This window comes from Bacillus sp. AFS041924, from assembly GCF_002577195.1.
In the GTDB taxonomy this organism is placed as follows: Bacteria; Bacillota; Bacilli; order Bacillales; family Bacillaceae_G; genus Gottfriedia.
This window is the reverse complement of sequence record NZ_NULG01000007.1, coordinates 189,313-203,899: the sequence shown is the minus strand read 5'-3', so window position 1 is coordinate 203,899 and position 14,587 is coordinate 189,313. Positions and strand designations below refer to the sequence as shown.

Below are 14,587 nucleotides of genomic sequence, written 5' to 3'. Positions count from 1 at the left end.
TTTCTTTTTTTGTATGCTATGCCATTTGATTTTCTTTTTCAGCTAAAGCATTGCAATAGTTGAACAACAAACGACTGCTTTTTGGCGGTCGTTTCCACAATAAAGAAGGCTGTCGATTTCATCGGCAGCCTTTTGTGCGACTGGCAGCCGCACAAGGATGTCATTTTCATGAGAAGGCTGCGAAATAATCATTTGACAATAGAACTTAAGTCAAGTGGGGGGAATAGCAAGTATTAAACTAGAAAAAGCATTAAGTTACATAAAAAAATAAAAATATAAATAGCTTAACAAACTACATGCCCAAGAAACAATCGTAAAATTCATGACAAGGACATTTTCTGACAAACCGTATTTAATCCCATAGTGAAAATGAATAGGGGACAAGAGAAACAGTCGTTTTTGTGTTTTTTTAAAGTAGAGAACTTGAAAAATAACGGAAAACTGTTCAGCTAAATAAATTAAAAACAATATCGGAATTAAAATTTCTACTTTTTCAATGATCGCTAAAAAAGATAAAGAACCACCAATTGCCATTGAACCTGTATCGCCCATAAATGCCTTAGCTGGATATAAGTTATAAATTAAAAAACCAGCTAAACTAGCGATCATAACTAGACTAAAAATTTTTACTTCGATATGATCTGATATGAGAAAAAAGAAAAAGAAGGTAGGAATCGATACCATACCAAGGAGTCCATCCATCCCGTCAGTAAAATTAATGGCATTAGCTGATCCTACAATAAATAAAGTCACTAGGGCTAAATAAATCCATAATGGTAAAGTGAAATAGATAGATTCCGTAATACGAAAAGTTGTGTTTGTATCAAAAAAATTAATTAATACAATAAGTAAAAAAATAGTAAAAGAAAATTGAAAAACTAGTTTTGTCTTAGCAGAAATCCCTCCAGGATCTTGTTTTGATGCTTTCCAATAGTCATCAAGGAAACCAACAATACTAAATAAGATAAAAGTTCCAACTAAGAAAAGCATAAGCGGACTTGAATAATTTAGGAAAGCTACTAAAATACCAATCAAAAATATACTTCCTAGCATTAAAGGCGTGCCCTTCTTATTTTGGTGTTCAACTGGTAATTCCGCTCTTATAGGCTGGGTCAAGTTCAATTTTCTTAGTGTAGCAATTAATAAGGGAGATAAAATACTAACTAAAGCAAAAGTTATTAAGGCTGGTATGAGTGGAGATAACAACATTTTTTCTCCTTTCAATTACTTTTAATTAACAAATTCAACGATATCCAGAAAAAACCTCTTTGTTCTAAAATTTTTGATTGAAGTGCTAATAGATTAGCAAATGAAAAACCAGAAATGCCGCAAACGGATTTCTGGTTTTTTACATATTTTTACAAAAAAATATGAATGATGTGAAAAGTAGAGTTTTGATGTACCAGTCACTTGCCGATTTTTTAAAATTTATTCTTCTATATCGACAGGTGAATGAATCAGATCTTTGTACAAATCAAAGTATAGTTGACCATTTGTTCCACGAACACAATATGATACATCTGCTAAAATCAATCCCCGTTGCTTTAACTCTGTCATTAACCAATCTATTGTTAGATGATTTTGAGTAATGTTTTTCTTTACAATTTGGCCATCCATAATGATTTCGATTGGGAAATCTGATTGAGAAGGACTAATTATCCCCAAATCTTTTCTAGTTACAAATCGATATTCCGGTTTCTTTAATATGGATAGATGCCCGTCAGGTTCAAAGAGCGCATACTCTACTTCATCAATATCAAATATATCTCTTCTTCTTAGTGCTTGATTTAATGAGTCCATTGTAACTCTTAAATTTACTAAGTTTTTTTCAAGTATTTTTCCATCTTGTATGACAACGGTAGGTTCTCCATTAAATAATGCCCTAGCTTTTTTATTTTTTAATGAAACTAAAGTAGCAAGGAATATAAATATACTGAGAATGATTAATGCAGTTATAAAGTTACTGAATCGTATAGAAGTATTAAACGCCAAATTTCCTGCAATCGAACCTATTGTAATTGAAGTTATATAATCATGGTAAGTCATTTTAGAAATTGTTTGTTTACCTAGTAAATGAGTAATACAAATAAGTAAAACAAATGCTGAAAAAGTTCTAATTATGACTTCAAAAGTTCCAAACATTTTCCTCACCTTTATCTTTCTTCTAATTATATTGTTACATAAAAAAATAAAGAAAATACGTAAAGGTAAGTTCTTTTTGTAAGGTCAGAATATACCTCAAAAATGTTAATCACTTAAAATACCATGTGAAAAGTTATAAGATAACTAAAAAACCAGCAAGCCCGGATATTGGGTTTCGCTGGCTTTTTCAAGATGAATAAAAAATAGATTATTTTTTGTTCGACTTTTTAGCTAAATTCTGAAGTTCACTTTGAGGCTCCGTTGAAAATTCAACGTCTTTTCCATATCCTTGTGGATTAACACTTGGAGCTTTTTGTCCTCTTCCAGTTGATTTTTTACTCATAAATCCTCACCTCCAAGGATAGTTTTTCCTAACACAATTGAATTATGTGTTAAAGTAAACGATATATTCAGGCAGAACATTCTATATTGAAAGGTTTTTCTCCTGATCAGAGCTAGATGATTTACTAGAGTGGGTTAGTACGGGGTCTAAAACTTTTTTCGTAATTGGCATAAAGTAATTAAGTATTAACCCTCCAAAACACACTGTTAATAACGTACCAACGCCAATTGGTCCCTTAAAAATCAATGCCATTATCAAGAATACGATGTAAATGAATGTTTTTGAAATAAATAGATTCGTTTTAGTTAATTCCCGTATGATTAAAGTTAATCGATCAACTGGAATCGGTGCGAAATTTGTGTGTAAATAGGTTGAAGTTCCTAGTCCTGAAACAATTAAGCCAATTCCAAACCAAATAACTTTGCTGTACCAAAACTCAGGGGTTAAAAAATTGTGCAATATAAAAAGCCACATATCAATTCCAACACCTGTTATAAATGCAGTTACCAGTCCTAAAAATTCAGGTCTTTGTCTTTTTAACAATGAATTTAAACAGATCAATAGTAAAGCAATGATGATTTCCCAACTTCCCACAGTAAACCCCACATTTTTAGATAACCCTACTAAAAGTGCATCAAATGGTCCGGTTCCAAGTTCAGATAGAATCGTGATCGAAACACCAAGTGCTAAAATTAAAATTCCTAATACATAAAAAACGTATTTCATTATACTCATTCGCTTTAACATTTATTTGTTAGTTAATTCTTTTTGCATTAGAATATGCGGAATTCCATCCTCGATAAAGATATCAGATGCTGTAAAATAACCAAGTTTTTTATAGAAACCTTCTGCATGTGTTTGACCATGCAATTTAACTTTAGTGGCTTCACGTTCTTGTGCGATTTCTTCTAATGCTTTAATAATGATTTTACCAAGACCGAATTTACGGAAAGACTCAAGGATACAGATCCTTTCTAATTTACCTACTCCATCAACAAACCTAATTCTTCCTGTTCCGACTGGTTGTTCATTGTAATGAACTAATATGTGCTCGCATTCTCCTTTTAATGTGTCAAATTGATCAAATTCATCTTCTAGTGGTACGCCTTGTTCTTTCACAAATACATTTTCTCTTATCGCAAATGCTATCTTTAAATCTTCTTCATTCATTACTTTTTGTGCATTCATTATTGATCAGTCCCCTTTAATTAAACTGTTACTTTGTTGCAAATGCAACAAAAATAAGTTAAGTTAAATATATATTATTTTTATTGCATTTACAACAAAATAGACGCTAAGGAGCTAATTATGAAGGAAATTCTTCGTGAAATTGGAATGATCGCAAGGGCTTTAGATTCGATAAGTAATATTGAATTTAAAGAATATGACCTTACAAAAGGGCAGTACTTGTATCTAGTGCGTATTTGCGAAAATCCTGGAATCATTCAAGAAAAGTTAGCTGAGATGATAAAAGTAGATCGAACTACAGTTGCTCGTGCTGTACAAAAACTTGAGATTAATGGCTTTATTGAAAAGAAAGAAGATAAAGACAACAAAAAAATTAAAAAGCTTTTTGCAACTGAAAAAGGGGAAAATGTTTATCCTTTTATAAAAAGAGAAAATGATTATTCCAACATTGTTGCATTAGAGGGATTTTCAGATCTTGAAATAGAAACTGTTTTTGATCTCCTTCAAAGGGTAAGAAAAAATGTAGAAAAAGATTGGGAATATGTAAAGAAAGGTAACAAGAGAATTTATTGATTAAATTGGGAGTGACACATATAAAATGTCTATAAATATAAAAAAATGTAAGCTAGAGGATATACACTTACTTCAACAAATCAGTATTGAAACATTTAATGAAACTTTTAAGGATCAGAACTCTGCAGAAAATATGAATTCTTATTTAGAAAGGGCATTTAACTTAAAACAATTAGAAGAAGAGTTAGATAATCTTTCATCACAATTCTTTATCATTTATTTAAATGATACAGTCGTTGGATATTTAAAGGTCAATACCGATGATGCTCAATCTGAGGAGATGGGTACTGAATCGCTTGAAATTGAGAGGATTTATATAAAGAAGGATTTTCAAAAGCATGGACTTGGTAAAGTTCTGTTCAATAAAGCTATCGAAATTGCTGATGTACTTAATAAAAAGAAAATCTGGCTAGGTGTATGGGAAAAAAACGAAAATGCTATCGCTTTTTATAAGAAAATGGATTTTGTTCAAACAGGAGCTCATTCATTTTATATGGGTGATGATGAACAAATAGATTTTATTATGAGTAAGACACTCGTATAATTAATATTTTTGAATAGTGAATAACAAAGGTGATGGTTATGCAAATAACAATTAGACAAGTAGATAAAGAAGTAGTTTGGGAATTAAGGCATCAGGTTATGTGGGCAGATAAATCCTTTGATTATATAAAATTGGTAGATGATGATTTAGGCATTCATTATGGTCTGTATAAAGGATCTAGTTTAATCTCAGTCATCTCGCTTTTTATAATCGATGATGAATGTCAGTTCAGAAAGTTTGCAACACTTCACCAAGAACAAGGTAAGGGGTATGGAAGTAAGCTGTTAAACCACGTTATGAAGGAAGCGCAAAACAATAGATCAAAGAAAATATGGTGTAATGCAAGGAAAAATAAAATGGATTTTTATAAAAAGTTTGGTTTACAAGAGACAAATGATAGTTTTATAAAAGATGGAAAACATTACGTTATTATGGAGAAGTATTTGTAAGAAATTAATAAGTAGATAAAAAATGATAATTATTATCATTTAAATATGGCAACAGTTATACCATCCATCCCGGTATTGATAAATAGTGTCATAAAACCTTGATGCAATGAAAATTCCCCAACCCCAATTTCATATGTTAAACCAAAAAGCCTGATTAGTCACCAAGCATTTTGGTGTTTTTAATTGGATATTCATTGAAAGAATGGAAATAATAGACAGATCACAACTGAATAATAAAAGAGAAAGGAAACCACTTGAAAACTTTACTATTCTGTAGCATTATCATTCTTCCTATTATCATGTATGGATTAGCTAGATCTTATCCTATACTTAATACAATTTTTAATTTCATAGCAATTATTTCTTACATAGCCTTTGGTGGAATTACAGCAATATCAATTTATGAAATTATAAAAAATAATGTTGTTTTTATGACAAACATTCATGCTGTTTTTCTTAATATTTACTTTATAATTTCTGGCTCTTTCTTGGGTATATATGGCTTATATCAATTGATTAATATGACGGTGAAACAGCTTAAACAGACTAAGAAGTAATTTACTCAAGTCAATAATAAGTTCTTTATAATGAAAGACACCACAACGAAAACATTTCTGTAAATAGAATTGCGTTGTGGTGTTTTTATGGATATGACATGAGTTCTTCTTTTATTTTTCTGTTTGTATTTCTAGTTTTGAATCATCCTCTTTTCTCGAAAGTTCACCTGGCCAATATGCAAATCTACCTAAAACTGTAGTTATTGCTGGAACTAAAAGTGGACGTACGATGAATGTGTCAATTAATACTCCAACACAAGTAACGATACCAAATTGTACTAATACTTGAATTGGTAGTGTTGCTAACACTAAGAACGTACCTGCTAAGATTAAACCAGCGGATGAAATTACAGCCCCAGTTTTTGCGACTCCATTAGATATTGCATCTCGATGTGTTTGATACTTTTTATTTTTCCATATTTCGGAAACCATGAATATATTATAATCTTCACCTAATGCTACTAAAAATACAAATGAATATAAAGGAATTAAACCTTGTATTGCACTGGCCCCAAATCCGTAGTGAAGAATTAGCCAGCCAGCACCTAATGCAGAAAGATAAGATAATATGACGGTTAGAATTAAGTAAATCATTGCTGTAAGGGAACGTAAATAAGTTAACAACAATAATGCAATTAATCCAATCATAACTGGAATGATAACAGATTGATCACGCTCAGTTATATTTTTTGTATCTAAATTTGTTACTGTTTCTCCACCAATCCAGTAATGCTTTTCTACTGCTTGAATATCGTAGTTGATTAATAGTTTCTTAATTTTCTTTTCTAGTTGAGGGATCCGCTCTAAACCTTTAATAGAATAAGGATTATCGACTAAAGAAATTTCATATAATTGTAAGCTTTTATTATCTTTACCTGTAATAGGTTCAGAAACATCTTTTACGAATGTAAGTGATTCTAATTCCTTTTTTATAGGAATATTTTTGTTTTCAGTATCGATAATTACTTTAACAGGTGCTAATAAACCTGATGAATAGTGGTCTGATATTAAATCAAATCCTTCTCTTGAAGGCATATCTTTAGGAAAAGATTGAAGTAGATCATATGTGTATTGTACTCGAGGTACAAATAGAGCTAGTCCCCCTAAGAAAATAGTAGAAACTAGAATAATTGTCCAAGGCTTATGAGTAACTAGTTTTCCTATTTTATGATTAATTGTTACTTTAGTTTGTGTTTTCTTAATTGATTTTCCTTTTTTCATAGCTCGTAATGCTTCCATTTCTTTTGTTCTAGGAATAAAAGGAAAAAAAGAAACTCTACCAAATATGGAAAGTAGGGCAGGAAGAATTGTTATCGCAGCAATCCCCATAAAAAGAACTGCTAAACTAAATGGTATCGCGAAACGATGGAACGCACCATATTGAGCTAATAAGAGAGTGCCTAACCCAATAACGACTGTTAAAGCGCTCATCGAAATAGCCCCGCTAGATTCTTTGATCGCCAGTTGCAGTGCTTTATATTTATTTTCTTCATAAAGTAAACATTCACGATATCTAGATATTAAAAATAAACAATAATCAGTACCTGCACCAAATAATAAAACGGTCATAATCGAAACTGCTTGTGAATCAACTGTTATAATACCTTTTTCACCCAAAAAGCCTAGTATAGGGTTTACAATTCCGTAAGCGAAACCAACGACTATTATTGGGACAATTGCCATAATTGGTGAACGATAGAGGAGAATTAAGAACACTAATACAAGTGATACAGTTGAAAATAAAAGTTTAACATCGGCTTGTGAAAATAAACTTACAGCGTCTGTTTGAATACCAACTGGACCAGAAAAGCGAACTTTTAGACCAGATTCTGTTAATTTTCGGTTTACTGGGTCATCACCAGTATTATTTTTTATTAGCTTTTCTATTACGTTGATATTTTTTTGAAGTACTTTATCATCTGCTTTTTTATCAAAAAGAACAGGTGTAATGATTGTAGAACCGTCCTCTGAAGCACTTCGTTTAATAACCTGGGTAGGCATTAAGTCATATGACGGTAATGTTAATTGATTTTTCAATGGATCCTTTCGAAGTTCTTTATAAACAGTTTGAATGACTTTATAATCTACTTCATTTAGTCCGCTTTCACGGTTCCAAACAATTAATAAAGGGTTTCCAGAATCATTTGGAAACTCTTTTTTTATAAGTTGATCCGCCTTTTGTGACATGGATTGTTTAGGTAAGTTATCTGCTGTATTATTTTCTACTTCATTTACAGACGGAAAAGTAAATGATAATACAACCGTTAATAAAACCCAAACCAATAATGTTATCCATCTTGAACGTTTACTACTTACAAATTTGCCCCACGAATGAAAGGGGTGATGTTTCATATGGAATTCACCTCTCGTAAATTTATCACTATAATTATATATACTGGTCAGTTAATTATTCAAGAACTTTTAATATGATATAATGAAAGTGAAATAAAATGTTAGGAGAGAAGCAAATTGGAACAAATGAAACGTCCTCTTGGTAGACCACCTCAAGATTCAAAAAAAAAGCCTACAAAAACAACAATCGTTGATAATGCAATCCAATTGTTTCTACAAGACGGATATCAATTAGTTTCAATGGATGACGTAGCTAAGAAGTGTGGTGTGACCAAAGCAACGGTTTATTATTATTATCCAACAAAGGCAGAGCTATTTACGGATGCAATGGTTCAAATGATGCTTCGAATAAGTAATCGAATTGCTGAGATTCTATCTAAAAATAAGTCGTTAAAAGAAAATCTCCACGAAATGGTTAAAGTCCATTTAAGAGCAACTTTTGAAATTGATTTAAAAGCATTTACGAAGGAAGCGAAAGTTTCTTTATCAGACGAACAATTACAACAAATGAATAACGCCGAAGAAATGATGTATAATGTGATCGAAAAGGCAATGACAAAGGCAATTGAGAATGGGGAAATACCTAAAGGGAATGCAAAATTCTATACTCAATTATTCATTGCAATTCTATCGATAGGGAATTATAAAGATGCAGACCAAAAATCAATATTTTCTACAATAGATGAAATGGCCGAACAAATCATAGATTTCTTTTGGAATGGAATAGTGGGTAAAAAATAAAAGAAGATTTACTTTCTGAGTAAATCTTCTTTTTGTTGCTTTATAAGTGTTGTAATTCATTTTGATTAGATAAAGTTTGGTTTTATTGATAAATGATAAAATAACTTGGCTATTAAATCATCTAATCAAGCACTGAATTGAGTTATTTTCAATTAATTAAAGAGGTGTGAGAAATCGCTTTCAATTTTAACGTCATTTTATTTTTTATAAGTTTTTTTCATCCCCTTCAGACATTAATCTTGCAATAACTTCTTCTATGAAAATGTAAAATAGAGTACGAGTTTTCTCGAAAGGTAGAAGATTTTCATCTTGTGTAGAATTTGTTAAGTAAAAGATATTATCAATCTCTAAAGCTAAAGAAGTGTTGTACTCCATTTGCTGACCACCTTACCAATTACAATGCCTCATATTTACTTTAATGGTTTAGTCGTATTAAATGGATTTTTAATTTACTCAGTTAGAGGTCTATATTGGTCGTTACTTGGAGACTGTAAAATCGAGGAAAGATCCTAGGTCTAGCAATCGGATTTGTTTCCTTTATAGGTTACTTACCTGATATTTTAATGCCTATCGTAAATATTGTATTGTTTAAAACTTACTGAAGTCACGGTGGTTATAACGCTTACTTTACCTTCTGTGCATGTGCGGGCATAATCGGTATAATTATGACAATAATATTTAGAATGTCACTAAAGAAAAGCAGGAATTTAAATGAAACGGTTGAATTAACTACTACAACTGGATAATAATACAAGAAGATGAGCTTAAAACTAAAATTGTGCATTCATCGATTCATCGTTATTATTAAAAAATTTTCTACTAGGCTTTCACTTTGATTCCTTTTACGAAAAGTTTAAAAGCAGGGCTTAGGTTGAAATTAATTATATCTAAAATTATTTTCGGTCCAGAAATCTAAACTTTGAGGTGTCTAGATTGAAAGATATTTTACTAATTTTATTGTTGCAATTGAGTTATGTACCTGTATTAACATTGAGAACTATTTTCCTTGTTAAAGGATTGAGTGTGTCTGCAGCGCTTTTTGGTTTTTTAGAAGCAATTATCTATGTATTTGGATTATCGCTTGTTTTTTCCGGAGACCAAAGTACTGTATCAATGGTTGTTTATGCGGTCGGATTTGGGATCGGTATTTTAATTGGCAGTTATGTAGAAAATCGCTTAGCAATAGGCTACACGACATTAGTAGTTAATTTGACAAATAAAAATAAACTGCTTATTAATCGACTTCGCGAAGAAGGATTCGGTGTGACGGTGTTCCAAGGTGAAGGAAGGGACAGTGAACGTTATCATTTGGATATATTGACAAAACGGAATAGAGAACCTGAACTAATGGATCTTATTGAGCAGTATGAACCAAGTGCCTTTATTATTTCATATGAAGCGAGAAAATTTAAGGGTGGATTTTTATTAAAGGCGATGAAGAAAGCAAAAGCAAAACATAAGAAATCGAACGTACTATAGAATCTATATTGTAAAAAAAATCAGAGAAACGGTTGTATAGTTTCTCTGATTTTTTTATGTTGATAAAGGTGAGGTGCCTTTATTTAAACCAAAATAAATGTTACGAAAGATAGAAGAATTGATGTAAAGATTATGGCGATTAGGGGGCGTAATGATTTCGTACGTAATTCTTTTAGGTTAATATTTAATCCTAAGCCAGTCATAGACATTGTTAAGATAAAAGATGTGAAAACAGCGATATCTGACATGAAATTTTTAGACACTGAAACTTCCTTTCCAAGAACATAGCTCCCTACAAAACTCATAATTACAAATCCAATTAAAAACCATGGAAACTCTAATTTTGCTTCTCCATCTAATTTTCCTTTCTTTTTCATCCAGAATAAAAGGATAAAACAAACCGGAATTAATAGAAAAACACGAGCGAGTTTGGCAAGTAATGCGTGAGCAAGAGCATCTTGACCTGCAGGTGCAGCTGCTAAAGCAACATGAGCTATCTCGTGAAGACTTATTCCAGCCCAAGCTCCATATTCAGTTGGGCTAATCGGTAATAAAGGATAGATTAGAGTATAAATGATGGAAAAAATTGTGCCAACTAATGCTATAATCCCTACGGCCATAGCTGTGTCTTCATCTTTTGATTTAATTATTGGAGATACCGCAGCGATTGCAGCAGCACCACAAATACCTGTTCCAATACTTAATAATAAGGACAGATTAAAGTCTGCTTTTAGCCATTTTGCTATTAGCAATAGAACAACAATCGAAAATAGTATTGTTCCAGCTCCTTTTAGTAATAAAGGCAAACCTTCACTAAATATAACAATGATATTCAGCTTTAAGCCGTACAGTATGATGGCGAATCTTAAAAGTTTTTTTGATGAAAATTGAATGCCAGTACGCAATTTTTCAGGATATCCAAAAAACTGTCTATAACATAAAGCAATTAAGATGGCGCTTGCAAGTGGACCAATATGATTGAATCCAGGTAACTTTGCTAGAAGAAAACCTACTACAGCTATGATAAATGTAAAAGTGACTCCGTATAGCATAGATCCATTAAATTGTTTTATAGGTTTTTTTTGTTGTTCTGGTTTTGTAAGGATTATTGCTTTTTGTTCCAACTTGTTCATCTCCTCGTGGGGTTCTATATTATTTATCGTATCGAATCATTTATTATAAGGAAAATAAATTATTATTATAGTTATGATAGGTAAAAACGATAATAAGAGTGGGAAGTGTATAGATTAACCAAAAAAGTAAAAAACAAAGTCCTAAAAATTTGATTTTCAGACTAAATGCAAGCGTTTGTCTTTCGAGGCGCGGAGTTACCCTAAACGGTAATGAGCACCGCTCAGCAGGAAAGCCCTTTTAATTATAGGCTTTGTTTTTTTTGTTGTAGAGATCGTTAATAGCGTCTATTTTCTGGTTTTAATATTAGTCATATTTACATACAAATTAAAATCTTTAATTTTATTTAAATTTTATTTATGAGTATACTTAACGTAGTAATATTTTAAATATTCAAAATAATTAATTTATAAAACACTTCCGAGTGATTGAAAGGGGGAAATTTACTTAATGAGTAATAACTTATACGAAAACTTGAAAAGAAGTGCAATTCATTTCCCAGAGTGTACTGCTTATATTTTTGGTGATCAGTGTGTTACCTATAGGGAATTAGATCAACAGGTAAATCAATTTGCTGCAGGGTTGTCTGCAAAAGGCATAGGTAAGGGAGATGGTGTGGCTCTTTTATTAGGAAATAGCTCAGAATTTCTCATTGCGTACTATGGCATTTTACGACTAGGTGCATTTGTTGTACCAATCAATCCTTTGTTTACCCAAGTTGAAATTTGCTACATTATAAAAAATAGTCAAGTTAAGGTAGTTATTGCTCATGGTTCTTTAGAGGAAAAGCTAGTAAACATTAAAAAAGAGTTGATCAATTTAAATTTTGTCATTTACATCGAAGAAAAGAAGCAGGAATGGACATGGAACAGGCTGATGGAATCAAGAGGACATGTTATTGAAACCACGATTGTTGATCCAGAAGACCTTGCAGTCATTCTTTACACATCGGGTACTACTGGTAAACCAAAAGGTGCAATGTTAACACACCGAAATTTAGTGTCGAATGCAGATTCTATTTCAAGATTGGTTGAGCTAGACGAAACCGACAGAGTAGTTGCCGTTCTGCCGATGTTTCATGTTTTCTGTATGACAGTGTGTTTGAATGCACCGATTGCTCGTGGAGCAACAATCCTAATCCAGCCCAAGTTTAGCCCCGCTGATTTAGTCAGTACCATTCATAAAAGAAATGCGACTGTTTTTGCAGGAGTACCTACGATGTATAGTTTTATTAATCAATTACCTGAAGCGAATTCAGAGGATTTTCGATCTATTCGAGTATGTATCTCAGGAGGCGCCTCGATTCCAGTCGAGCTATTACATAAATTTGAAAGCAAATTTAAGGTTTCTATTTTAGAAGGATATGGACTTTCAGAAACAGCACCACTTGTTGCGATTAATCCATTAAAAGGAATTCGGAAACCAGGTTCAATAGGTCTCAATATCCCTGACGTTCAAAGTAAAGTAGTAGATCAGTTTGGAGAGGAAATGCCAATTGGTGGGATCGGAGAACTAGTTGTTCAAGGACCAAATGTTATGAAGGGATATTTAGGAATGAAGGAAGCTACATTGGACGCTTTTAAAGACGGATGGTTTTACACTGGAGATCTCGCATCAATGGATGAAGATGGATATATCTACATTGTTGATCGAAAGAAAGACATGATTATTGTTGGTGGATATAATGTATATCCTCGTGAAGTGGAAGAAGTACTATTTCAGCATCCCGCAGTAGTTGAAGCAGCCGTAGTTGGAGTACCAAATGAAGAATATGGAGAAAGTGTAAAAGCATACGTCGTAGTGAAGGATAAACAACTCACCGAGAATGACATTATTCAATTTTGTAAAGAAAAACTAGTTAAATACAAGCTTCCAAGATATGTAGAATTTTTTAAAGAACTACCAAAGAATTCAACTGGGAAAATACTACGCAGAGAGTTAAGAGAATTGACTGAAGTAAAGTAAGAAAATAAATCATTCATTAAGGGAGGATTATTTATGTCAACGATTTTAAAGGAAAAAGTTAAAGGCCCAGTAGCATGGAAAGGAACCGACCTAGCTAAAGATGAATCATGGATTTATTACTTATCCGAAGAAACAATTTATGAACTTGAAAATGCGTTAGCACATGTTAAGCAAAGCGGCTTAAAAGCACCAAATTTTAAGAAAGAGGACTTTCCTATTCCAAATCTTATAGACGAAATTGATTACTTTGTTGAAGAACTTGAGAATGGAAGAGGATTTTTATTAATTCGCGGCCTCCCAATTGAAAGATATACAGATGAAGAAGCAAGCATCATTTATTGGGGAATTGGCCTGCATATGGGTACTCCAGTATCACAAAATGCAAATGGGGATCTTTTAGGACATGTTCGTGATCAAGGCCTTAGTTTAGAAAATTCAAATGTACGTGGTTATCAAACGAAACTTCATCTTCCGTTTCACGCTGATGGATCTGACGTTGTCGGTTTGTTAAGTCTTCGAAAAGGAAAGTCCGGGGGGCATAGTAGCATTATAAGCTCGATGGCTGTTTACAATGAAATCTTGGAGAAGAACCCTGAGTATTTAGGAATTCTTTGCCGTCCATTCAACTTTGATCGACGCGGAGAGGAAGCACCTGGGGAATCACCAGTATTTACATCACCAATTTTTAGTTACTATGATGGAAAATTAAGCTGCCGATATGTGCGTTTATTTATCGAATCAGCACAAGTTAAAACGGGTATCCAGTTATCGAAAGTGGAAATTGAAGCGTTAGATTTACTGGATTCACTTCTGCACGATGAAAATTTACATTTTAATATGATGCTGGAGCCAGGTGATATGCAATTCGTTAATAATTACACGGTTTTACACTCACGTACTCAATATGAGGATTACGAGGAACTAGACCGAAAACGTCATTTATTAAGGCTATGGTTAACGATGCCAAATGGTCGTGAAATTTCTCCTGATTTTGCGATGTTTATTGATGAAAATACTGGAAAACCAGGTCGTGGTGGTGTTCCTGCTCGTAATAAAACGGCAGGTGGTATTGTTGAAACATTAAAGTAATTAACTTTGTGAGAGCACCTTTTCTTATCTAAGG

The 14,587-nt window shown here is 32.4% G+C and carries 15 protein-coding genes; 7 read left to right on the top strand and 8 right to left on the bottom strand.

Annotation, left to right across the window (positions count from 1 at the left end; translation table 11 throughout):
* Positions 1-255: 255 nt before the first annotated feature.
* From mraY to COC46_RS02985, 5 genes are all read right to left on the bottom strand, one after another.
* Positions 256-1,224, bottom strand: a complete 969-nt coding sequence (gene mraY / locus COC46_RS03005) for a phospho-N-acetylmuramoyl-pentapeptide-transferase (RefSeq protein WP_369700008.1) — start codon at positions 1,222-1,224, stop codon at positions 256-258.
* Positions 1,225-1,428: 204 nt separating this feature from the next.
* The gene (locus tag COC46_RS03000; RefSeq protein ID WP_098808289.1) at positions 1,429-2,142 is read right to left on the bottom strand and encodes a YetF domain-containing protein; all 714 of its coding nucleotides are present in this window, start codon (positions 2,140-2,142) and stop codon (positions 1,429-1,431) included.
* A 208-nt stretch (positions 2,143-2,350) separates the two neighbouring features.
* Complete coding sequence (locus COC46_RS02995; RefSeq protein ID WP_098169858.1) at positions 2,351-2,485, bottom strand: small, acid-soluble spore protein L; 135 nt, start codon at positions 2,483-2,485, stop codon at positions 2,351-2,353.
* An 81-nt stretch (positions 2,486-2,566) separates the two neighbouring features.
* Positions 2,567-3,211 (bottom strand): YczE/YyaS/YitT family protein, encoded by a 645-nt coding sequence (locus tag COC46_RS02990; protein ID WP_098808288.1) that lies wholly within the window; start codon positions 3,209-3,211, stop codon positions 2,567-2,569.
* A gap of 21 nt (positions 3,212-3,232) precedes the next feature.
* Entirely contained in the window at positions 3,233-3,673 is a 441-nt protein-coding gene (locus tag COC46_RS02985; protein WP_098808287.1) for a GNAT family N-acetyltransferase, read from the bottom strand.
* 120 nt (positions 3,674-3,793) lie between these two features.
* On the opposite strand from COC46_RS02985, the gene COC46_RS02980 reads away from it, so the two are divergent.
* From COC46_RS02980 to COC46_RS02970, 3 genes are read left to right on the top strand one after another with little or no spacing between them, the layout of a single operon-like run.
* Positions 3,794-4,246: a MarR family winged helix-turn-helix transcriptional regulator gene (locus COC46_RS02980; protein WP_098808286.1), complete on the top strand. Its 453-nt coding sequence runs from the start codon at positions 3,794-3,796 to the stop codon at positions 4,244-4,246.
* Positions 4,247-4,271: 25 nt separating this feature from the next.
* Positions 4,272-4,790 (top strand): spermidine/spermine N(1)-acetyltransferase, encoded by a 519-nt coding sequence (gene paiA, locus COC46_RS02975; RefSeq protein ID WP_098808285.1) that lies wholly within the window; start codon positions 4,272-4,274, stop codon positions 4,788-4,790.
* A gap of 38 nt (positions 4,791-4,828) precedes the next feature.
* A complete protein-coding gene (locus COC46_RS02970; RefSeq protein WP_369700007.1) occupies positions 4,829-5,239 on the top strand; it encodes a GNAT family N-acetyltransferase in 411 nt (136 codons plus the stop codon).
* Between the two features lie 668 nt (positions 5,240-5,907).
* Here COC46_RS02970 and COC46_RS02960 read toward each other — a convergent pair.
* Complete coding sequence (locus COC46_RS02960) at positions 5,908-8,148, bottom strand: MMPL family transporter (protein ID WP_098808283.1); 2,241 nt, start codon at positions 8,146-8,148, stop codon at positions 5,908-5,910.
* 117 nt (positions 8,149-8,265) lie between these two features.
* On the opposite strand from COC46_RS02960, the gene COC46_RS02955 reads away from it, so the two are divergent.
* Positions 8,266-8,889, top strand: a complete 624-nt coding sequence (locus COC46_RS02955; RefSeq protein WP_098808282.1) for a TetR/AcrR family transcriptional regulator — start codon at positions 8,266-8,268, stop codon at positions 8,887-8,889.
* Between the two features lie 204 nt (positions 8,890-9,093).
* On the opposite strand, the gene COC46_RS22070 is transcribed toward COC46_RS02955, so the two are convergent.
* The gene (locus tag COC46_RS22070) at positions 9,094-9,264 is read right to left on the bottom strand and encodes a hypothetical protein (RefSeq protein ID WP_176545036.1); all 171 of its coding nucleotides are present in this window, start codon (positions 9,262-9,264) and stop codon (positions 9,094-9,096) included.
* A gap of 558 nt (positions 9,265-9,822) precedes the next feature.
* Between COC46_RS22070 and COC46_RS02950 the strand changes: the two genes are divergently transcribed.
* Entirely contained in the window at positions 9,823-10,368 is a 546-nt protein-coding gene (locus COC46_RS02950; protein ID WP_098808281.1) for a DUF2179 domain-containing protein, read from the top strand.
* An 83-nt stretch (positions 10,369-10,451) separates the two neighbouring features.
* On the opposite strand, the gene COC46_RS02945 is transcribed toward COC46_RS02950, so the two are convergent.
* Positions 10,452-11,501 (bottom strand): YeiH family protein, encoded by a 1,050-nt coding sequence (locus COC46_RS02945; protein WP_098808280.1) that lies wholly within the window; start codon positions 11,499-11,501, stop codon positions 10,452-10,454.
* Between the two features lie 448 nt (positions 11,502-11,949).
* Here COC46_RS02945 and COC46_RS02940 point away from each other — a divergent pair, with 448 nt between their 5' ends.
* Both COC46_RS02940 and COC46_RS02935 read left to right on the top strand, forming a co-directional pair.
* On the top strand, positions 11,950-13,464 hold the full coding sequence (locus tag COC46_RS02940; RefSeq protein WP_098808279.1) for a long-chain-fatty-acid--CoA ligase: 1,515 nt from the start codon (positions 11,950-11,952) through the stop codon (positions 13,462-13,464).
* Between the two features lie 33 nt (positions 13,465-13,497).
* Entirely contained in the window at positions 13,498-14,553 is a 1,056-nt protein-coding gene (locus tag COC46_RS02935) for a TauD/TfdA family dioxygenase (protein WP_098808278.1), read from the top strand.
* The last annotated feature ends 34 nt before the right edge of the window (positions 14,554-14,587 follow it).